The organism is Nocardia sp. BMG111209, from assembly GCF_000381925.1.
Classification (GTDB): Bacteria; Actinomycetota; Actinomycetes; order Mycobacteriales; family Mycobacteriaceae; genus Nocardia.
On record NZ_KB907310.1, the window covers coordinates 186,812 to 206,151 of the forward strand.

The window sequence follows — 19,340 nt, forward strand, 5'->3', positions numbered from 1 at the left end:
TGGGTCTGGCGGAACCGGTGGCGGAGTTGGAACACTCGTGCGGTGCGGGTGAGTGTGCTGGGACCGGTGCGGGTCGACGATGCGGACGGGACGCCGCTGGTCATCGGTGGTGACCGGGTGCGAATGCTGTTGGCGCGGTTGGCGTTGGCGGGTGGGCGGCCGGTGCCGCCGGAGGCGCTGATCGACGGGCTGTGGGGTGAGCACCCGCCGGCCGCCGCGGCCGGGGCGTTGCAGGCGCTGGTGTCCCGGCTGCGGCGGGCGCTGCGCGCGGCGGGCGCGGTCGAACTCGTGGCCGGGGGTTATCGGCTGGCGGAGGTCGAGGTCGACGCGGATCGGTTCGAGGAGCTGGTGCGGCAGGGGCGGCGGGAGCTGGCCGGCGAACGGGCCGCACCCGCGGCGGCCACGTTCGGGCGAGCGCTCGGGTTGTGGCGCGGTCCGGCGCTGGGAGATGTGCTGGACGCCCCCTTCGCCCGTGCGGCCGCGATCCGGCTCGAGGAGCTGCGAACGGCGGCCGAGGAGGATCGTCTCGACGCCGAATTACGGCTCGGGCGACATGCCGAGATCCTGCCCGCGCTGGAGACGGCGGCGGCCGCGCGGCCGCTGAGCGAACGGCTTGCCGCGCTGCGGATCCGGGCGCTGGCGGCGATCGGGCGGCAGGCCGACGCCTTGGCCGCCTTCGACGAGATCCGCGCGCGGCTCGACGACGAGTTGGGGATCGACCCGTCGCCGGGACTGCGCGAGGCCCACCTGGCGGTGCTGCGCGGTGAGGTGCGGCGGCCGGCACCATCGCCGGAACCGATTGCGGCCCTTCCCGTTCCGCTCACCCCGTTCATCGGGCGGGAGCGGGAACTGCGCGAGGTGCAACGACTGTGCGCCACATCGCGACTGGTCACCGTCGTGGGCCCCGGCGGCGCCGGCAAGACCCGGCTGGCGCTACAGGCCGCGACGAGTATGCCGGAGGTCCGGGTGCACTTCGTATCGCTGGCCGAATCCGGCGCGCCGGATCCGCTGGCCGACGCGATCGCCGGTGCGCTGGCCGCCGGATCGCCGCCGGATCGGCTGCTCGGCCTGCTGGATGTCGGTGCGGCGCTGCTGATCCTGGACAACTGCGAACATGTCCTCGACGCCGTCGCGGCACCGGCCGCCCGGCTGCTCGAGCGGCTGCCGCAGCTGACGATCCTGGCCACCAGTCGCGAGCCGCTCGCGGTGACCGGTGAGGCGCTGTGCCATCTGGACTCGCTCGACGTGCCCGCACCGGATGCGGATCTCCCCGGCATCGCGGAATCGGCGGCGGTACGGCTGTTCCTGGACCGGGCGCGCGCGGCCCGGCCGGATTTCGCGCTCGACGAGCGCACCGCCGAACCGGTCGCGGAGATCTGCCGCCGCCTCGACGGACTGCCGCTGGCGCTGGAAATGGCCGCCGCCAAGCTGCGTTCGATGTCCGTCGAGCAGATCTCCGCTCGCCTCGACGACCGGTTCCGCTTCCTGGGATCCGGTAGCCGGGCCGCACTGCCGCGCCAACGCACCCTCCTGGCGCTGGTCGAATGGAGCTGGGATCTGCTCACCGGACCGGAACGAGTGCTGGCCGGACGTCTCTCGCTGTTCCGTGGCGGCGCGACCGTCGAAGCGGCGCAGGCGATCTGCGTGGACGAGTCGCTGCCGGCGGCGGACCTGCCGTACCTGCTCGACGGCCTGGTCGAGAAGTCGCTGCTGCCGGTACCGTCGGGCGACCCGCCGCGCTACCGGATGTCCGAGACGATCCGCGCCTATGCGGCAACACAATTCGACGCGACCGGAGTGGCGGCCGGACGCTTCGCGGATCACTTCCTCGCCTCGGCTTGCCGGAACGAGCCTCGCCTGCGCACCCGCGAACAGTGCACCGCGATGGCGGTTTTCGATGCCGAGCACGCGAATCTGGAATTCGCGCTGCGCACCGCCCTGGACACCGGCGACGCGAGCCGCGCCGCCGAATTCGTCACGGCGCTGTTCTGGTACTGGGGCCTGCGCGGGATGAGCGCCGGATTCGACACCTACCTCACCGCCGTCCTGAACCTGCCGTTGCCGGATCGCACCCGGGCCGCGCTGCGCGTCGTGCACTCGATGACGAGCGGACTGGCCGAAACCGCACCGGCCGCCGATGCGATCCGCGCACTCCTCGGCGACTGTCTCCGCACCGGGGCAACGGAATACCACCCCGCACTGCCGTTGTGGTTGCCGCTGCTGGCATTCCGCGTCGGCGACACCGAGACCGGCGAACGGGTCCGCATCGAGGCCCTGGCCGCCGCGGACCCGTGGGTGCGTGGCAGCGCGCACCTCTCCCGGCATCTGGCCGCCGTCGAGCGCGGCAGCGGCGACCGGTCCGGCGCGCGAGCGGCCGTCCGCGAATTCGACCAGGCGGGCGACCGCTGGGGCCTGGGCATGGCCTGGCTGGCCGTCGGCCGCGAGCACGCGTTGCGCGGAGAGCACGACGCGGCCGTCACGGCCTTCGAGCACGCGGTCGCCGCCGGGACCGAACTCGGACTCGAGGACGATACCGCCGAAGCCTGGGCCGCCCTGGCCGAAACCCGGATGCGCACGGGCGATCTCGCCGCCGCGGCGCGCGATCTCGACGTCGCCGACCGCCGCGCGGCGACACACGGCCTCACTCGCACGGCCGCGCTACTGCGGCTGAGCCGTGCCGAATTGCACCGTCGCGCAGGTGAATTCGACCGCGCCGAGGCATTGCTCACGACGCTGGCCCAGCGACCGCACCGCCTGCCCTATCCCGAACCGATCGCCGCCGACCTCGTCGCGGGAGCCCGCCTCGCGGTACGGGTGACCGCCGGCACGCTCGCCCCGGCCCGGGAACTACTCGCCGCGGCCGCTCGTGGTGCGGCCGCGCGCGGAACCGCGGCGCTGGCCGACCACGCCCGGGTACTGGCCCACCTACACGACCTGGAGGACGCTCCCGCTCTCGCCGCCGAGACCCTCGGTGCCGCCCAATCGATTCGAGGTGTCCCGGATTCCGGCGACCCGGAAATCCGCTCCCTCGCAACCCGTCTCGCCGACCGCCTGGGCCACGAGACCTTCACCGCACACGTCCGGCGCGGGGCCGAACTGCCCCGCGCCGACGCGGTACGCCTGCTCACCGATCCCACTCCCGTCCCGTCCGAACACTGACTCCTACGGACCCCGGCATCCACCGGCGCTGCCATCGCGAGCGGCCGATCGCGTGGTCAGTCGGCTACTCGGGTGAAAAGCCTTCCGGCCAAGTCGATTCCGACCACCGTTCCCGCCGAGTCCCGGGTGAAGAATCCGCGCTGCCCGGTGAACGCGCCACCGGTGACGATGTAGTCGTCCCCGTCGCCCGGCAGCAGTCCGAAGTCGAACGGCGGATAGTCCGCGGGCAGTTCCGTTTTCGAGGTGGCTCGGATCTCCGGCTTCAACCGGGTCTCCAGCGCCATCCCGTCCGCGGTGGTGCGCACGGTCAGGGTCATCACCTCGGTCGCGTAGTGGCCCACCAGTTCCCGGGCCCGGTCACCGTCGAACGGGATCGGCTCCGGATCACGGTCCACCACACCGAGGTAGTGCTCCAGTGCCCATCGGGTCACCGCTCGGGTGAACGCGACCCCGTCCGGTCCGCTGCACATCACCGTCACGGCGAAGTTGCGCTCCGGCACCAGGAGCAGATCCGCGAATTGGCCGTTGCCCGAGCCGCCGTGCCCGACGGTGTGGACGCCCTCGGATCCGACCGCGCGCAGGAACCAGCACAGCCCGAACGCGTCGCCGAGTGAGCTGCCGCGCAGTGCCACGGTCGGCTGCTGCATGCGCCGCCGGACCTCGAGGGGCAGCACGCCCCGCGCGGCGGCGTCGTCGAGGTCGCCGAGATGCAGCCGCGCCCAGCGCAATTGGTCGGTCACCGTGGAGGCGATGCCGCCGCCGGGATTGTTGCCGCGGGTGTCCTTCCACTGCCGGGCCACCACCACACCGCCGTTGCCGTCCGGATTGTGGCCCACCGCAAAGCGTTTCACCATGGCCTCGGCCGGGCGGTAGCAGGTGTCGCGCAGGCCGAGCGGTTCGAGCGCGAGATCGGTGACGGTCTGTTCGAAGGTTCCGCCGGTGACCTTCTCGACGATCCGGCCCAGCAGGTTGTAGCCGGCCTGGCTGTAGGAGGCGCGATCGCCGACCGCGCCGATCATCTCCAGTTCGCGCATGCGGCCCACATAGGCCGCCAGGGCGTCGTCACCGTCGCCGGTCTCCACGATCAGCCGGATACCGAGGCCCGCGGTGTGGTTCAGCAGATTCCGCACCGTCATCTCGGCGGCCGCCCGCTCGTCGGCGAGTATCAGTTCCGGCACGTATCGCCGCACGGGCGCGTCCAGTTCGATCAGCCCCGCGGTGACCAGATGCATGACGACGGTGGCGGTGAAGGTCTTGCTGACCGATCCGAGCGTGAAGAGGGTGTGCGGGTCGACCGGTAGCGGATTCTCGACGCTGGTCACGCCGTGGCATGCGAACGTTTCACGACCGTCGGCCCACACCCCGACCGCGGCGCCGGGAATGCCGAGACGGGTGGCGGTGGCGGCGACGAATTCGGGCAGTGCGGTGGCGGATACGGCGGGTGTGGACATCGACGGTTCCTTTCGACGGGAAGCGCGGCACCCGGTGTCGGTGGTGAGTGCCCGCTGCGCCCATGACATTTCCGTCCACCGCCGACAGCGCACCGACAGCGCGCTGACAGCCGTCCGGTCCGGGCACCGGGTGCCGCGCGCAGTCACGGTTCGGGTTCATCTCCCCGGATCGGGAAGTTTCCGCTGTGCCACACCGCTGTTCACAAGACGCTGAAGATTTGCCCGATGGGAGGAGTTCTCATCATGCGGAGGAATTACGCGCTCGCCGCACTGTCGGCCGCGTTCATCGCGGGATCCGTGGTCACTGCGGGGGTGTCTTCGGCCGGAACCGGGATGTGCAGCTTCGTCGACATTTCCATCCAGTTCTGCCACACCTCGTTCGAGCACGATCCGAATCCGATGTCCCCCGGACACGGTCCGGGCGCCGGCTTCGGCTCGGAACTGGGCGGTCAGCCGCGGATCCTGGTGGACACCGGCGGCGCTCAGCATGTGCCGGACGGCGTCGTACGCCATCTCGACGCCCCGTAGCCGAGCATTCGCTCGAAGGCGCGCGGACCGGCCGAACGGCCCGCGGCACGCTCTGCGGCAACGCCGCTAGGCGCTCTGCGATAACCCGGCGTGGGCCCCGCCGATCACCTCGGTGTAGTGGCCGACCAGTTCGGTGCAGATCGCGGGCCAGGTCCGGTGCAGAACGGATTTCCGTGCCGCCGCGGCGAATCGGATGCGCAACTCCGGATCGCGCAACGCCGCGACCGCGCTGGGCAGCAGTTCGGTGAAACGATCCACCGGCAACAGATAACCGTTGCGGCAGTGTGCGATCAGATCGCGCGGGCCGCCGGCATCCGGGCCGATCACCGGGATGCCCGAGGCGAGCGCCTCCTGCACACCCTGACAGAACGTTTCATGTTCGCCCGCGTGCACCATCACGTCCAGGCTCGCGTAGGCGGCCGCCAGGTCCGTGCCGCCCAGTTCCCCGGTGAAGATCGCCGACGGCATCAGCTCGGCCAGCCGGGCCCGCTGCGGGCCGTCGCCCACGATGACCAACTGCACATCCGGATCGTCGGCGAGTACCGCGAGCCGCTCCACATGCTTCTCCGGCGCCAGCCGGCCGACGAAGCCGACCACCAGCTTGTCCCCGGCCGACCAGGCGGTGCGCAACTCCTCCGAGCGGGCCGCCGGATTGAAACGTGCGATGTCGACGCCGCGCGCCCAGCGGTGCACCCGCGGGATGCCGTGCCGCTCGAGATCCTCCACCGCCGCCGAGGACGGGGCGAGCGTGCGGGCCGCGCGCACGTGGATGCGCCGGGTCCAGGCCCAGGCCGCCCGCCGCGCCGCGCCGAGTCCGTAACTCTGGGCGAAGCCCGCCACATCGGTCTGATAGATCGCGACGGCCGGCAGATCCAGCCGCAGCGCGGCCGCGACGCCGCCGGCGCCGAGCAGGAAGGGGGAGGCCAGGTGCACCACGTCGGCGTCGAACTCGTCGATCGCCGAGGTGATCACCGGCTGGGGGAGACCCACCGGCAGGGAACTGATCTTCGGCACCATCACCGCGGGCACCCGGATCACCGGGAACCGCCCGTGCTCGCGCGGCGCCGGGGGCCGGCCGCGCAGGCTGTCCGGTGCGATCACCAGGGCATCGTGCCCGTTGCGATCCAGATGATCCAGGACCTGCAAGACGGAGTTCACGACACCGTTCATGTTGGGCAGGAACGACTCCGCAACGATGGCTACGCGCACGCTTCGAGTGTGATCAACCAGACACGCCCGTACGTCACCACGACGTGACGCCTACGCGAAAAATCGGCGAACAATTCCGCCGTCGACGGGCTGCCACCGCGGTCGGCGATCAGGCTGCCGCCACAGTGGCCGATCAGGCTGCCGCCCCGATCGGCGTTCAGGCTGCCGCCATCGTGGTGGATCAAGCCGCCGCCTCGGCGGGCCGGCGCATCGGCAGCCGGGAGGCGGGATCGCGGCGTCGCGCGAACCGGCGCAACACGAACAACAACGGCAGTGCCACCACCCAGCAGACCACGATCACCGACAGGGCCGGGATGATCGCCACCCGGGCATCGCGCCCGGCGACCCGGACCAGTTCGGGATCCTTCTTGCTGTACTCGACATTGATGCGTTCACCGGCGGTGAGCCGGGTGGGGTACAGCACCCCGGTCTTGGGATTGTGGGTGACGCCGTCGGGGGTGACATAGGTGACCGCCGATCGCAGCCGGCCCGCCGACAGCACCTCGCCACTGGTGACACCCTTGTCGGAACTGATCAGATAATCGTCGCGCCAGGCCGCCAGCACCAGCAGCACCGCCAGCACGCTCACCGTGACCGCGGCGACCAGAACCCCGATCCGGGTCCGGCGCAGACGCGTCGGGCCGGACGGCCGTTGATCATCAGACTGGCTGGTTTCCGACACTGCACAAGGCTATTCCATCGCTCCGATAGCGTGTGCGGCCATGTCCCGAAAATTCTGCTTCACCGTGTCTTACCGCGTCCCGGTCGAACAGCTGCACCGGGCGATCCTCAGCGAAGAATTGTGGCGGACGAGATTCGCGGCCGCCCCGACCGCGACCGTCGACGTCTCCCGGCCGGAGGGACCCGGCACCGTCCGGATCCACATGACCGAGCGCGCCCGGCCGGACAAGATCCCGTCGGTCGTGAAGCGGGTGATCGATACGGAGCTCGTGCTCGAACGTGTCGACAACTGGGGACCGCTGACCGGCGGGACCGCGAGCGGCACCTTCACCGGCGCCACCAAGGGCATCACCACCGAGATGGACGGCACCTACGTGCTGCGGGCCACCGCCACCGGATCCGAGATCGAGGTGACCGGCCTCGTGGCCGTCAAGGTGCCGCTGGTCGGCGGGATGATCGAGCCGTTGGCCGAGCAGTTGCTGCACCGGGTGCTCGACAGCGAGCGGAAATTCGCCGAACAACAGCTCGAGGCCGCCGCGACGGCCTGAGCCCGCTCGCCGCTGGTCGCCGTATGACTCGTAGGAGATACCGACCGGCCCCCGCCGCATCCCTCCGGCGCGGGCCGGTGGCATATCCGGATCAATCACCCTCGGGGGTGGCCCACTCACCGTTCGACGGGTCGAATTCGCGGCGTTCCACCAGCACCAGCCAGTTCCCGGAGTTGTCGCGCGCCACGGCCTCGACACCGTACGGTCGCTCCGAGGGCGGCTGCACGAATTCCACGCCCTTGGCGGTCAGTTCCTCGTAGGCCTTGTGGCAGTCCTCGGTGCGCAGGCCGAGTCCGCCCATGGTGCCGCCGGCCAGCGCGCGGCTCACCGCGGTGGCCATACCCTCGTCCAGCGGCGGGCCGGGCAGCATCAGCGTCACCTCCAGCTCCGGATGGTCGGGCTGCGCGACGGTGACCCAGCGGAATCCACCCTCGCCCATGGTCACGTCGGAGGTCTCCACGAAGTCGAGCTTGTCGATGTACCACTGCTTCGCGGCGGTCTGATCGGTCACGTAGACGGTGACCAGGGACACATTGCTGATGATTGCCATGGGTTCACGCTAGGCCGACCGAGGTCCCGCCCGCTTCTCCGAAATTGCGGTCTTCACCGAGCCACGGCCCGATCGTCACCCGGGTGGCGGTTTGCGGTCCGACAGCCCGTGCATGAAGACGAAACAACCCGGGATGCGCGGCGCGCCCTCGGCGGAGAACTTCGCCTGATACGCCGACGGCGACATGCCCACCAACTCGGTGAACTTGCGGCTGAACGACCCCAGGCTGGAATATCCGACCAGCATGCACGCCTCGGTGACCGTGATGTTGGTCGCGCGCAACAGATCCTGGGCCCGCTCGATGCGCCGCTCGGCCAGATACGCCGCCGGCGTGCGCCCGTACACCGCCGCGAAACAGCGCAGAAAGTGGAACTTCGAAACCCCCGCCGCCGCGGCCAGGCCCGCCAGATCCAGCGCGTCGGCATAGTTCCGATCGGCCAGGTCGCGCGCCCGGCGCAGTTGGGGGAGCAGGTCGCGGGGTGGCTCGGTACCCATGGCTCTGATCGTCCGCTAGGCGAACGGCGGTAACCCGTCGAATCGCATCGATACCCGCCCGGCCGTCCGCCAGGCGCGGGCGGTGAGATCGGCGTCCTCGTCGGTGACCAGATTGCCCATCACCCGAACGGCGGTGCGCTGCAACAACTTCGAGCGCATGACCGGCGGCCCGCCGACCGGGACCGCGCGCGGGTGGGTGGCCAGCGCCGCCAGCCGCCGGGCCACCGAGAAGGTGCGGCCGTACCGCGCCCGCAGCGTCTGCGGCCACACCCGGGTCAGGTCCGGCTCGTCCAGCAGTTCGGAGAGCATGTGGCCGCCCTCGAGCCCGTAGTCGATGCCCTCACCGTTGAGCGGGTTCACACAGCCGGCCGCATCGCCGACCAGCGCCCAGTTGCGCCCGGCGACGGTCGACACCGCCCCGCCCATCGGCAACAGCGCCGAGGCGACCTCGCGCGCCTCGCCCTCGAACTGCCACTCCGACCGGCGTTGCGAGACATAGTGCTGCAACAGCGGTTTCAGCGCGATGTGCGAGGGCCGGGCCGCGGTCGCCAGGGAGCCGACGCCGATGTTGACCCGGCCGTTGCCCAACGGGAACACCCAGCCGTAGCCGGGCACCAGATCGCCCTCGGCATCGCGCAGTTCCAGGTGTGAGGTGATCCACTCGTCGTCGCTGCGGCCCGAGTCGATGTACGCCCGCGCGGCCACGCCGTAGGCGTACTTCCGATGCCAGGTGCGGCCGAGCAACTTGCCCACCGGCGACCGCACCCCGTCGGCGACGACCAGTGTGCGGCAGCTCACCGGCCGGGTCACGTCGTCGGCCTGCACCGTGACGCCGGTGACCCGGTCGCCGTCGCGGGCGACCTCGGTCACCCGGGCGCCGTCGACCATCCGGGCCCCGGACCGGACCGCCGTCTCGCGCAACTTGTCGTCGAGTTCGGTGCGAGCGACCGCGCTGCCGTAGCGCGGGAACGAACCGTCCGGCCAGTCCAGCAGCGTCTCGGCGCCGAAACCGCACATCCGCAGCCCGCGGTTGACCGTATGCGTGCGGACCCACTCACCCAGGCCGAGATGCTCCAGCTCGGCCACCGCCCGCGGGGTGAGACCGTCGCCACAGGTCTTGTCGCGCGGGAAGACCGCCGAATCCAGCAGCAGCACATCCCGGCCCGCACGGGCCGCCCAGGCCGCCGCCGCCGATCCGGCCGGCCCCGCCCCGACCACCAGCACGTCGACCTGTCCGGGCAGTGCGCGTGCCGGGCCGGCGGCGCGTTCGCGTTCGGTATCGGGGGCACCCATGCGCCCAATACTTCCAGCCGCCACGCGCGGGTGTCGACGTGCCCGCGCCGATCCGCGCATTCGGCGTGGTGAAGCCTGTGCGCGGGTGCGCGGGCCGCCGGATCGCGGCGATTCGCGCATTCCCGGCACTGTCTGATTCGTCGCAGCACCAAGGTGTTCATCCGGTCCCCGACGGGGACACGCTAGGTTCTGTGGTGTGGGGACGGACGCGGCATTGGGAGACGATATGACTGCATCGGCTGTCAGCGAGGAGAGCACGGTGGTCGCCGGGGTCGATCTCGGCGAACCCGAGCTCGCCGAAACCGTGCGCACCGGTTTGGACCGGGTCGAGAAACTGCTGATCAGCGAGCTGTCCGACGGCGAGGAATTTCTCCAGGAGGCGGCGCTGCACCTGGCCCGCGCCGGCGGTAAGCGGTTCCGGCCGCTGTTCACCATTCTCACCGGGCAGCTGGGCCCGCGGCCGGACGACTCGGATCTGATCACCGCCGCCACCGTGGTCGAGCTGGTCCATCTGGCCACGCTGTACCACGACGACGTGATGGACGAGGCGTCGATGCGCCGCGGTGCGCCGAGCGTGAACTCCCGCTGGGGCAACAACATCGCCATCCTGGCCGGCGACTACCTGTTCGCCCACGCCTCGCGGCTGGTCGCCACCCTCGGCCCGGACGCGGTCCGCGTGATCGCCGAGACGTTCGCCGAACTGGTCACCGGGCAGATGCGGGAGACCGTGGGCGCCAAGCAGTCCCAGGATCCGGTCGAGCACTACCTGCGGGTGGTGTGGGAGAAGACCGGTTCGCTGATCGCGACCTCCGGCCGGTTCGGCGGCACCTTCTCCGGCGCCGATCTCGACCACGTGGAGCGGCTGGCCCGGCTCGGCGACGCGGTCGGCACGGCCTTCCAGATCTCCGACGACATCATCGACATCTCCTCGGTGTCCGAGCAGTCCGGTAAGACGCCCGGGACCGATCTGCGCGAGGGTGTGCACACCCTGCCCGTGCTCTACGCGCTGCGCGACGAGGGCGCCGAGGGCGACCGGCTGCGCACGCTGCTGGCCCGGCCGCTGGAGACGGATGCGGAGGTCACCGAGGCGCTGGAACTGCTGTCGCGGTCCCGGGGCATGGTGCTGGCCAAGGAGAAGTTGCAGGGCTACGCCGATATCGCGCACGCTGAACTGTCCGCACTGCCCGCGGGCCCGGCCAACGAGGCGCTGGACCGCCTGGTCCGGTTCACCGTCGAACGGGTCGGCTGACCGAACATCCCGGCGGCACCGCACCGGGCAGTACGGATCGCGTGCGCGGCGAGAGGAACCAGACGTCGGCGCATATCGTTGACCTGGTGTAACGCAGTCGACGAACGGGGGCGCGAGGCCGACAGAGAGGCGGTTCCGTTTTGCACACGCACGGTTTCGGTAACGGGGTCAAGACCTTCGGGCTCATGGTGGGCCTGTCCGCCCTGATCGTGTGCGCCGGGGCGCTGTTCCGCAGTCCGACCATCCTGTGGATCTCGGTGCTGCTGGCCGTCGGCATGAACGCCTACGCGTACTTCAACAGCGATCGGCTGGCGCTGCGGGCCATGCACGCGCAACCGGTGTCCGAACCCGAGGCGCCGGCGATGTACAAGATCGTGCGGGAGCTGGCCACCGCCGCGCGGCAGCCGATGCCGCGGCTCTACATCAGCCCCACCAACGCCCCCAACGCCTTCGCCACCGGCCGCAATCCGCGGCACGCGGCGGTCTGCTGCACCACCGGCATCCTGCAGATCCTGGACGAACGGGAGCTGCGCGCGGTGCTCGGGCACGAGCTGTCGCACGTCTACAACCGCGACATCCTGATCTCGTCGGTGGCCGGCGCGCTGGCCTCGGTGATCTCCGGCCTGGCCAACCTGGCCTATTTCGCGGGCATCTTCGGCGGCGGCAACCGCGACGGGCAGGGCCCGAACATCCTGGGTGTGCTGCTGGTGTCGCTGCTCGGACCGATCGCGGCCACCCTGATCAAGCTGGCGGTCTCGCGTTCGCGGGAGTACCAGGCCGACCAGGACGGCGCCTCGATCACCGGCGACCCGCTGGCGCTGGCCTCGGCGCTGCGCAAGCTGGAGCGGGGCGTCCAGGCGGCCCCGCTGCCGCCGGAGCCGCAGCTGACCGCCCAGTCGCACCTGATGATCGCCAACCCGTTCCGGGCCGGTGATCGCGCCGCTCGCTGGTTCTCCACCCATCCGCCGATGGCCGACCGGATCCGGCGGCTGGAGGAGATGGCCGGCGGTACCCGGCGCTACTAGCGGTAGTTCACGAACTGCAGCGCGAGGTCGAAGTCCGAGTTCTTCAGCAGCGCGATGACCTGCTGCAGGTCGTCGCGGCTCTTGCTGGTGACCCGCAGTTCCTCGCCCTGGATCTGCGCCTTCACGGTCTTCGGGCCCTCGTCGCGGATCTTCTTCGCGATCTTCTTGGCGTTCTCCGTGGAGATGCCCTGCACCAGGGTGCCTGTGATTTTGTACACCTTTCCGGAGGCGGCGGGCTCGCCCGCGTCGAGGGCCTTCAGCGAGATGTCGCGCCGGATCAGCTTCTCCTTGAAGACGTCCAGCGCGGCCTTCACCCGGTCCTCGGACTCGGCGGTCAGCACGATCTTCTCCTCGCCGGACCATTCGATGCCGGCGCCGGTGCCCCGGAAGTCGTAGCGGGTGGCGAGTTCCTTCGCCGCTTGGTTGAGGGCATTGTCGACCTCCTGGCGATCGACCTTGCTGACGACATCGAATGAGGAATCGGCCACAATGCGCTCCTGTCTGACGGTCGGCGTACTGGAGAATTTCTACCCCGATCACCGGCCGCAGTCGCCCCGGCACCCCGAATTCGCCGGTACCGCGGTCGCTGGCCTGGCGGTTTGCATTCCGGCCGGGTGTTCGTTGTATTCTGCTCTCCGCGCTACCGCAGCGCACGGCAGGTTGCCCGAGCGGCCAAAGGGAGCTGACTGTAAATCAGCCGCGCAAGCTTCGGAGGTTCGAATCCTTCACCTGCCACCCTCAGCCCCCGTGGAGTTCGCTCCACGGGGGCTTTCGGTTACTGCGGGCCGGCTCACCGGCGATGACCGTCGCGGCCCGCGCCGCGCCGCTCGCCGGGGAAATGGCCCTTGACCTCCCGGTTTGGTATCGGGGCGGGAGAGTGTGTAACCTCGTTCAAGGCTTCAGCGCCCCGGTTTCACCGGAGCGCCAGTGGCCGTGCCCCCTTAGCTCAGTCGGCAGAGCGTTTCCATGGTAAGGAAAAGGTCAACGGTTCGATTCCGTTAGGGGGCTCGCCGGATTGCCGGTGCGTGATCGACTCGGCACTCTGAGGCTGCAGAACCACAGGGCCGGGACGACCATCACCGCATTACCGCGCAGATGTATGGCGGTGTAGCTCAGGCGGTAGAGCAAACGACTCATAATCGTTGTGTCGCCGGTTCGAGTCCGGCCATCGCTACCCATACTGAATCGACCCTCAGGTTTCGACCCTCAGGTTGACCGGAAAGAAGGCATATCGTGGCCGCGAAGTCCACCGATGTCCGGCCAAAGATCACCTTGGCCTGCGAAGAGTGCAAGCATCGCAACTACATCACCAAGAAGAACCGGCGTAACGACCCCGATCGGCTGGAGCTGAAGAAGTTCTGCCCGAACTGTGGTTGCCACCGCGCGCACCGCGAATCTCGCTAGTACCACCACGCGAACTGCTGCCGCACGCGACGTTCGTGGTGTGTCTGTCGCGAATGTCGTCATAGAAGAGCGCAGAATCTGTGCCGGAGCAGGGTTCGATCCCGCTCCGGCACTTGGTGTAAGTGCGGTAGTGATCCTCCGCCGATCCCGGGTTGCGGGGTCAGATAGGGACAGCCTTCCGTGACAATCAACACCGAGGAAAGTGGCGTCATGACCGACGAGGCGGCCACTTCCACAGAGTTCGATCCGGCGGCGAACGCGGCAGCCGCGGTCGGTCACCACTATCGGGTCGAGGACCACTACGAGGTGGGCCGGGAGAAGGTGCGTGAGTACGCCCGCGCCGTCCAGGACTACCACCCCGTGCACTGGGACGAGAGTGTCGCGAGCGAGTACGGCTACGACGGCCTGCTGGCGCCGCTGAGCTTCATCTCCCTGGTCGGCATCCTGGCCCAGCGGAAGCTGTTCGAGCACGTGGTCACCGGGTACGACCTGAGTCAGATCATGCAGACCGACCAGATCCTGGAGTTCCACCGTCCGATCCAGGTCGGCGACCAGCTGCTCTGCGATGTGTATCTGCACTCGTTCCGGCAGGCCTTCGGCGGCGACATCATCGTCACCAAGAACATCGTGACCTCCCGCGGCGAACTGGTGCTCACCACCTACACCACCCTGATCGGGCGCAGCGGTACCGATATCGACCCCAACCTCACCGACGCCGTGCGCAACGTCCTCATGCAGGGCACGCCGGAGGCGCCGGACGATCCGCACAGCGCGCCGCCGGTCACCGCCGATGTCGAGGCGCTGCACGCGCCCGCGGCGAAGACCTCCGGCCACGCGCTGCGCTTCGACGATGTCGCGGCCGGCCTGGAGCTGCCGCCGCGCACCGTGCGGCTCACCCGGGGCGATCTGGTCAACTACGCCGGCGTCTCCGGCGACCCGAACCCGATCCACTGGAGCGACGGCGTCGCCAAGCTGGTCGGCCTGGACGACTGCGTCGCGCACGGCATGCTCACCATGGGCCTCGGCGGCGGCTTCGTGACCTCGTGGCTGGGCGATCCGGGTGCGGTCAAGGAGTACAACGTCCGCTTCACCAGCCCGGTCTACGTGCCCGCCGACGCGGCCGCGGAGATCGAGTACACCGGCAAGGTGAAGTCGGTCGATCCGGAGACCCGCACCGCCGTCGTCGCCATCGTCGCGAAGTCCGAGGGCCGCAAGATCTTCGGCCGCGCCACCGCGACCGTCCAGCTGAGCTGAGTCGTACGGCTGACCTGCGACAGGCCGTGGGGCTCGGACCCGATTGGCCTTTCGCGGGGGCGGTGACGTAGACTCGGGCATCTGGGGTTACCAGCCGCTGCGCGCTGCTCTGAGGGGCTGGTTCCAGGCGGACTCGATTCGTGGGGTTCTGCTGGGGCCGGCAACCGCCGGGGCGGCGCGTGTGTTGTGTAACACTGGGAATACAACTCGATAAGACGGTGCTGGACACACGAAGACGTCCGGCCCAAGGGGCGTAGCTCAATTGGCAGAGCAGCGGTCTCCAAAACCGCAGGTTGCAGGTTCAAGTCCTGTCGCCCCTGCACTGGATGCCAGCGACGAGAAAGGATCGACGTGAGCGACGAGCGGGATATTCGCCGCGGCGCGCATGCGCCGGACGAAGGCGATGACACCGCCGCGGTGAGTCGCCCGAGCGGCAAGCGGTCCGCTCGGCGGGCTCGCACGCATTCGTCCGCGAACGTCGACACCGGCTCGGTCGCGACCCTCGAGCGCCGGCCGCAGTCGGCCTCGCGAAAGTCCTCGACCTCGGGCAGTGCCAAGACCGAGAAGTCGGGGAAGAGCGGTAAGGGCAATCCGCTCAAGCGCCTGATGCGGTTCCTGCGCGAAGTGGTCGCGGAACTCCGCAAGGTGATCTGGCCCAACCGCAAGCAGATGGTCACCTATACGAGCGTGGTGCTGGTGTTCGTGGTCTTCATGATCTCGTTCATCAGTGGGTTGGACGTGGCGTTCATCAAGGGTGTCAACTGGCTGTTCGGCTAGCTGACCGTCGACGCCGGCAACCGTCCCGCCGCGAGCGAACAAGGTGGACCATCCGCCGGATTCGCCCCGGCACGCAGAGGATGTACGTGACGACACAGGAAGCGAGTGCCCAGTGAGCACCCCGGAGAACGGCACACCCGACGAATTCCAGACCGACGACGTGTTCGTCGAGGAGGAATCCGGCGACGCCGTGGCGTCCGAGCAGGCCACGGAGGAGCCCGCCCCCCCTGCCGCCGATATCGACGAGGATCCGGTCGCCGCGATGAAGGCGGCGTTGCGCCGGGCCCCCGGTGATTGGTACGTCATCCACTCCTACGCCGGTTACGAGAACAAGGTGAAGACCAACCTCGAGACCCGTGTGCAGAACCTCGGTCTCGAGGACTACATCTTCCAGGTCGAGGTCCCGACCGAGCAGGTCACCGAGATCAAGAACGGCCAGCGCAAGAACGTGCAGCGCAAGGTGCTGCCCGGCTACATCCTGGTCCGGATGGATCTCAACGACGAGTCGTGGGGCGCGGTCCGCAACACCCCGGGCGTCACCGGATTCGTCGGCGCCACCTCGCGCCCCTCGCCGCTGTCGATCGACGACGTGGTGAAGTTCCTGGTCCCGGCCTCGCAGCAGCAGAAGAAGCCGGCCTCCGCCTCGGCCTCCGCGGAGAGCACGGGCGAGACCACGATCGTCAAGCCGACCATCGAGGTCGACTTCGAGGTCGGCGAGTCGGTCACCGTGATGGACGGCCCGTTCGCGACCCTGCCCGCCAGCATCTCCGAGGTCAACGCCGAGCAGCAGAAGCTCAAGGTGCTGGTGTCGATCTTCGGCCGCGAAACCCCGGTCGAGCTCGCGTTCACCCAGGTCGCGAAGATCTAGTCCGCCGCCGGGCCCGATTCGGGCCCGCTCGCCGGCTGCGACTACACTTGCCGGGTTGCGCCCGCTGTTCCCGCTCGTCGTCGGACGGGCGAGTGCGGGCGCGCATTCCGGAACAGGCTTACGGGAATCCGTAAGCATCCGAACCGAGGAACCGAACCAAGGAAGAAAGATGCCCCCCAAGAAGAAGAAGGTCACCGGGCTCATCAAGCTCCAGATCCAGGCCGGTGCGGCCAACCCGGCGCCGCCGGTCGGCCCCGCGCTGGGTCAGCACGGTGTCAACATCATGGAGTTCTGCAAGGCGTACAACGCGGCGACCGAGTCGCAGCGTGGCAACGTCATCCCGGTCGAGATCACGGTCTACGAGGATCGCTCGTTCGACTTCAAGCTGAAGACCCCGCCCGCCGCCCGGCTGATCCTGAAGGCCGCCGGTGTGCAGAAGGGTTCGGCCGAGCCGCACCGGAACAAGGTCGCGCAGATCACCATGGACCAGGTCCGGGAGATCGCCAAGACCAAGCAGGAAGATCTGAACGCCAACGATATCGACGCCGCGGCGAAGATCATCGCGGGTACCGCTCGCTCGATGGGCATCACCATCGCGGAGTAGTCCACCCGGACTCACTCAGGTGGGAGGGCCGGCCAGGCCCGACAACCACGTCTGAACTACTCGAGGACAGAGAATCATGGCAAAACGAAGCAAGGCATATCTCGAGGCGGCCGCCAAGGTCGACCGCGACCAGCTCTACGCGCCGCTCGCGGCCACGCGGCTCGCCAAGGAGACCGCGACCACCAAGACCGACGCGACCGTCGAGGTCGCCGTCCGCCTCGGTGTCGACCCCCGCAAGGCCGACCAGATGGTCCGCGGCACCGTGAACCTGCCGCACGGCACCGGTAAGACCGCGCGCGTCATCGTGTTCGCGGCCGGCGAGAAGGCCGCCGAGGCCGAGGCCGCCGGTGCGGACGCCGTGGGCGCCGAGGACCTGATCGAGCGGATCCAGGGCGGCTGGCTCGATTTCGACGCCGCGATCGCCACCCCGGACCAGATGGCCAAGGTCGGCCGCATCGCGCGTGTGCTGGGCCCGCGTGGCCTCATGCCGAACCCGAAGACGGGCACCGTGACCACCGACGTGGTCAAGGCCGTCAACGAGATCAAGGGCGGCAAGATCAACTTCCGCGTCGACAAGCAGGCCAACCTGCACTTCGTGATCGGCAAGGCGTCCTTCGACGAGAAGAAGCTGGTGGAGAACTACGGCGCCGCGCTGGACGAGATCCTGCGCGTCAAGCCCTCCACCGCGAAGGGCCGCTACGTCAAGAAGGTGACGATTTCGACGAACACCGGCCCGGGCATCCCGGTGGACCCGAACCGCACCCGCAACCTCACCGAAGAGGACGCGTAAGCAGCATCCCCTCGGGCCGGTACGGAATTCCGTACCGGCCCTTGGTTTTCACCCGTTTTGGCAGATGGGCAGGGGTTCGGCTATTCTGATGGACGGTCGTCGACCTGTTCGACGACCGAACCCACATCGTTCTACCGAAGACCGTTGGTCGCTGCCGCGAGGCAGCTGAAGGTCCGGCGATATTGCCGGCGGCCCACGCAGGGAGAGCCGAGGTCGGGAAAATGTGGGCCGTGCCCTGGCACGGTGTCGATATTTTCTTCTGCGCCCCGGGACGCCCTGCGTCCGGGGCGTTTGCTTTGTCGCCGGGCAGTCTCCTCCGGGTGTCGGTAGGCCGAAATACGTACCGACACATCCAGAGAGGAGGCGAAGTATGGCAAAACCCGAGAAGGTCACCGCGGTCGCGGAGATCACCGAGCAGTTCCGCAGCTCCACCGCCACCGTGGTCACGGAATACCGTGGTCTGTCGGTCGGCAAGATGACCGAGCTGCGCCGGTCGCTGGGCGCGAACGCCACCTACTCCGTCGCCAAGAACACCCTGGTCAAGCGCGCTGCCGCCGAGGCGGGCGTGGAAGGCCTGGATGAGCTGTTCGTCGGCCCGACCGCCATCACCTTCATCGAGGGTGAGCCGGTCGACGCCGCCAAGACGCTGAAGCAGTTCGCCAAGGACAACAAGGCCCTGATCATCAAGGGCGGGTACATGGACGGCAAAGCGCTGTCCGTGGCCGAGGTCGAGCGGATCGCCGACCTCGACTCGCGCGAGGTGCTGCTGGCCAAGCTGGCCGGCGCCTTCAAGGCCAAGACCGCGCAGGCCGCCGGCCTGTTCAACGCGCCCGCCTCGCAGGTCGCCCGGCTCGCCGCGGCCCTGCAGGAGAAGCTGGCCGCCGGTGCCCCCGCACCGGCCGACGCTCCCGCGGACGCGGAATAACCCCCATTACCTCTCCTCGCCCGGTCCACACCGCGGCGGGGGCATACATCGGAAGGAAACATCATGGCCAAGCTGTCCACTGAAGAACTGATCGACGCCTTCAAGGAGCTGACCCTGCTCGAGCTCGCCGAGTTCGTGAAGGTGTTCGAGGACACCTTCGAGGTCACCGCCGCCGCGCCGGTCGCCATCGCCGCCGGCGGTGCCGCCCCGGCCGCCGCCGAGGCCGTCGAGGAGCAGGACGAGTTCGACGTCGTGCTCGAGGGCGCGGGCGAAAAGAAGATCCAGGTCATCAAGGTGGTCCGCGAGATCGTCTCCGGCCTGGGCCTGAAGGAGGCCAAGGACCTCGTCGAGAGCGCCCCGAAGCCGATCCTGGAGAAGGTCGCCAAGGAGGCCGCCGAGGCCGCCAAGGCGAAGCTGGAAGAGGCCGGCGCCAAGGTTTCCGTCAAGTAGGACGGTTCCCGCACGGTTCGCGGCGGGCGGTTCCCCTCGGGGAGCCGCCCGCCGCGGCATTTCCGGGGCCGCGGATTGCT

General features: G+C 69.2%; 20 protein-coding genes and 4 tRNA genes. 17 read left to right on the top strand and 7 right to left on the bottom strand.

What is annotated here, in order from left to right:
• Positions 1-42 precede the first annotated feature (42 nt).
• Positions 43-3,159: a BTAD domain-containing putative transcriptional regulator gene (locus tag G361_RS0139215; RefSeq protein ID WP_026344064.1), complete on the top strand. Its 3,117-nt coding sequence runs from the start codon at positions 43-45 to the stop codon at positions 3,157-3,159.
• A gap of 56 nt (positions 3,160-3,215) precedes the next feature.
• Here the strand turns inward: G361_RS0139215 and G361_RS0139220 are convergent, their stop codons facing one another.
• Positions 3,216-4,610: a serine hydrolase gene (locus G361_RS0139220; protein ID WP_019932629.1), complete on the bottom strand. Its 1,395-nt coding sequence runs from the start codon at positions 4,608-4,610 to the stop codon at positions 3,216-3,218.
• A 243-nt stretch (positions 4,611-4,853) separates the two neighbouring features.
• Here G361_RS0139220 and G361_RS0139225 point away from each other — a divergent pair, with 243 nt between their 5' ends.
• On the top strand, positions 4,854-5,138 hold the full coding sequence (locus tag G361_RS0139225; RefSeq protein ID WP_019932630.1) for a hypothetical protein: 285 nt from the start codon (positions 4,854-4,856) through the stop codon (positions 5,136-5,138).
• 66 nt (positions 5,139-5,204) lie between these two features.
• On the opposite strand, the gene G361_RS0139230 is transcribed toward G361_RS0139225, so the two are convergent.
• Both G361_RS0139230 and G361_RS0139240 read right to left on the bottom strand, forming a co-directional pair.
• Entirely contained in the window at positions 5,205-6,347 is a 1,143-nt protein-coding gene (locus tag G361_RS0139230) for a glycosyltransferase family 1 protein (RefSeq protein ID WP_019932631.1), read from the bottom strand.
• A 181-nt stretch (positions 6,348-6,528) separates the two neighbouring features.
• Positions 6,529-7,029, bottom strand: a complete 501-nt coding sequence (locus G361_RS0139240; RefSeq protein WP_019932633.1) for a DUF3592 domain-containing protein — start codon at positions 7,027-7,029, stop codon at positions 6,529-6,531.
• A 64-nt stretch (positions 7,030-7,093) separates the two neighbouring features.
• Here G361_RS0139240 and G361_RS0139245 point away from each other — a divergent pair, with 64 nt between their 5' ends.
• Positions 7,094-7,576 (top strand): DUF2505 domain-containing protein, encoded by a 483-nt coding sequence (locus tag G361_RS0139245; protein WP_231387242.1) that lies wholly within the window; start codon positions 7,094-7,096, stop codon positions 7,574-7,576.
• A 91-nt stretch (positions 7,577-7,667) separates the two neighbouring features.
• On the opposite strand, the gene G361_RS0139250 is transcribed toward G361_RS0139245, so the two are convergent.
• The 3 genes from G361_RS0139250 to G361_RS0139260 all read right to left on the bottom strand — a co-directional run bounded on the left by G361_RS0139250 (position 7,668) and on the right by G361_RS0139260 (position 9,914).
• Positions 7,668-8,120: a VOC family protein gene (locus tag G361_RS0139250; protein WP_026344066.1), complete on the bottom strand. Its 453-nt coding sequence runs from the start codon at positions 8,118-8,120 to the stop codon at positions 7,668-7,670.
• Between the two features lie 81 nt (positions 8,121-8,201).
• On the bottom strand, positions 8,202-8,621 hold the full coding sequence (locus tag G361_RS0139255) for a helix-turn-helix transcriptional regulator (RefSeq protein WP_019932636.1): 420 nt from the start codon (positions 8,619-8,621) through the stop codon (positions 8,202-8,204).
• Positions 8,622-8,636: 15 nt separating this feature from the next.
• Positions 8,637-9,914, bottom strand: coding sequence for a geranylgeranyl reductase family protein (locus G361_RS0139260; protein WP_019932637.1), 1,278 nt, complete (start codon positions 9,912-9,914; stop codon positions 8,637-8,639).
• Positions 9,915-10,140: 226 nt separating this feature from the next.
• On the opposite strand from G361_RS0139260, the gene G361_RS0139265 reads away from it, so the two are divergent.
• The gene (locus tag G361_RS0139265; RefSeq protein ID WP_026344067.1) at positions 10,141-11,163 is read left to right on the top strand and encodes a polyprenyl synthetase family protein; all 1,023 of its coding nucleotides are present in this window, start codon (positions 10,141-10,143) and stop codon (positions 11,161-11,163) included.
• Positions 11,164-11,303: 140 nt separating this feature from the next.
• Complete coding sequence (gene htpX / locus G361_RS0139270; protein ID WP_019932639.1) at positions 11,304-12,188, top strand: zinc metalloprotease HtpX; 885 nt, start codon at positions 11,304-11,306, stop codon at positions 12,186-12,188.
• Here the strand turns inward: htpX and G361_RS0139275 are convergent.
• A complete protein-coding gene (locus G361_RS0139275) occupies positions 12,185-12,676 on the bottom strand; it encodes a YajQ family cyclic di-GMP-binding protein (protein WP_019932640.1) in 492 nt (163 codons plus the stop codon). The genes htpX and G361_RS0139275 overlap by 4 nt on opposite strands.
• 166 nt (positions 12,677-12,842) lie before the next feature.
• Here G361_RS0139275 and G361_RS0139280 point away from each other — a divergent pair.
• The 12 genes from G361_RS0139280 to rplL all read left to right on the top strand — a co-directional run bounded on the left by G361_RS0139280 (position 12,843) and on the right by rplL (position 19,260).
• Positions 12,843-12,923: transfer RNA gene (locus G361_RS0139280), tRNA-Tyr, on the top strand.
• A gap of 200 nt (positions 12,924-13,123) precedes the next feature.
• A tRNA-Thr gene (locus tag G361_RS0139285) sits at positions 13,124-13,196 on the top strand.
• 93 nt (positions 13,197-13,289) lie between these two features.
• Positions 13,290-13,362: transfer RNA gene (locus G361_RS0139290), tRNA-Met, on the top strand.
• 59 nt (positions 13,363-13,421) lie between these two features.
• Positions 13,422-13,592 carry a 50S ribosomal protein L33 gene (gene rpmG, locus G361_RS0139295; RefSeq protein WP_019932641.1) on the top strand — a complete coding sequence of 57 codons (171 nt, stop codon included), beginning with the start codon at positions 13,422-13,424 and terminating at the stop codon, positions 13,590-13,592.
• Positions 13,593-13,802: 210 nt separating this feature from the next.
• Positions 13,803-14,846 carry a fused (3R)-hydroxyacyl-ACP dehydratase subunits HadA/HadB gene (locus G361_RS0139300; RefSeq protein ID WP_019932642.1) on the top strand — a complete coding sequence of 348 codons (1,044 nt, stop codon included), beginning with the start codon at positions 13,803-13,805 and terminating at the stop codon, positions 14,844-14,846.
• Between the two features lie 247 nt (positions 14,847-15,093).
• A tRNA-Trp gene (locus tag G361_RS0139305) sits at positions 15,094-15,166 on the top strand.
• A 31-nt stretch (positions 15,167-15,197) separates the two neighbouring features.
• A complete protein-coding gene (gene secE / locus G361_RS0139310) occupies positions 15,198-15,623 on the top strand; it encodes a preprotein translocase subunit SecE (RefSeq protein WP_019932643.1) in 426 nt (141 codons plus the stop codon).
• A 112-nt stretch (positions 15,624-15,735) separates the two neighbouring features.
• The gene (gene nusG, locus G361_RS0139315) at positions 15,736-16,491 is read left to right on the top strand and encodes a transcription termination/antitermination protein NusG (RefSeq protein ID WP_019932644.1); all 756 of its coding nucleotides are present in this window, start codon (positions 15,736-15,738) and stop codon (positions 16,489-16,491) included.
• A gap of 169 nt (positions 16,492-16,660) precedes the next feature.
• The gene (gene rplK / locus G361_RS0139320; RefSeq protein WP_019932645.1) at positions 16,661-17,095 is read left to right on the top strand and encodes a 50S ribosomal protein L11; all 435 of its coding nucleotides are present in this window, start codon (positions 16,661-16,663) and stop codon (positions 17,093-17,095) included.
• A gap of 76 nt (positions 17,096-17,171) precedes the next feature.
• Positions 17,172-17,885, top strand: a complete 714-nt coding sequence (gene rplA, locus G361_RS0139325) for a 50S ribosomal protein L1 (protein ID WP_019932646.1) — start codon at positions 17,172-17,174, stop codon at positions 17,883-17,885.
• A gap of 370 nt (positions 17,886-18,255) precedes the next feature.
• On the top strand, positions 18,256-18,810 hold the full coding sequence (rplJ, locus tag G361_RS0139330) for a 50S ribosomal protein L10 (RefSeq protein WP_019932647.1): 555 nt from the start codon (positions 18,256-18,258) through the stop codon (positions 18,808-18,810).
• A 63-nt stretch (positions 18,811-18,873) separates the two neighbouring features.
• Positions 18,874-19,260, top strand: coding sequence for a 50S ribosomal protein L7/L12 (rplL, locus tag G361_RS0139335; RefSeq protein WP_020647653.1), 387 nt, complete (start codon positions 18,874-18,876; stop codon positions 19,258-19,260).
• The last annotated feature ends 80 nt before the right edge of the window (positions 19,261-19,340 follow it).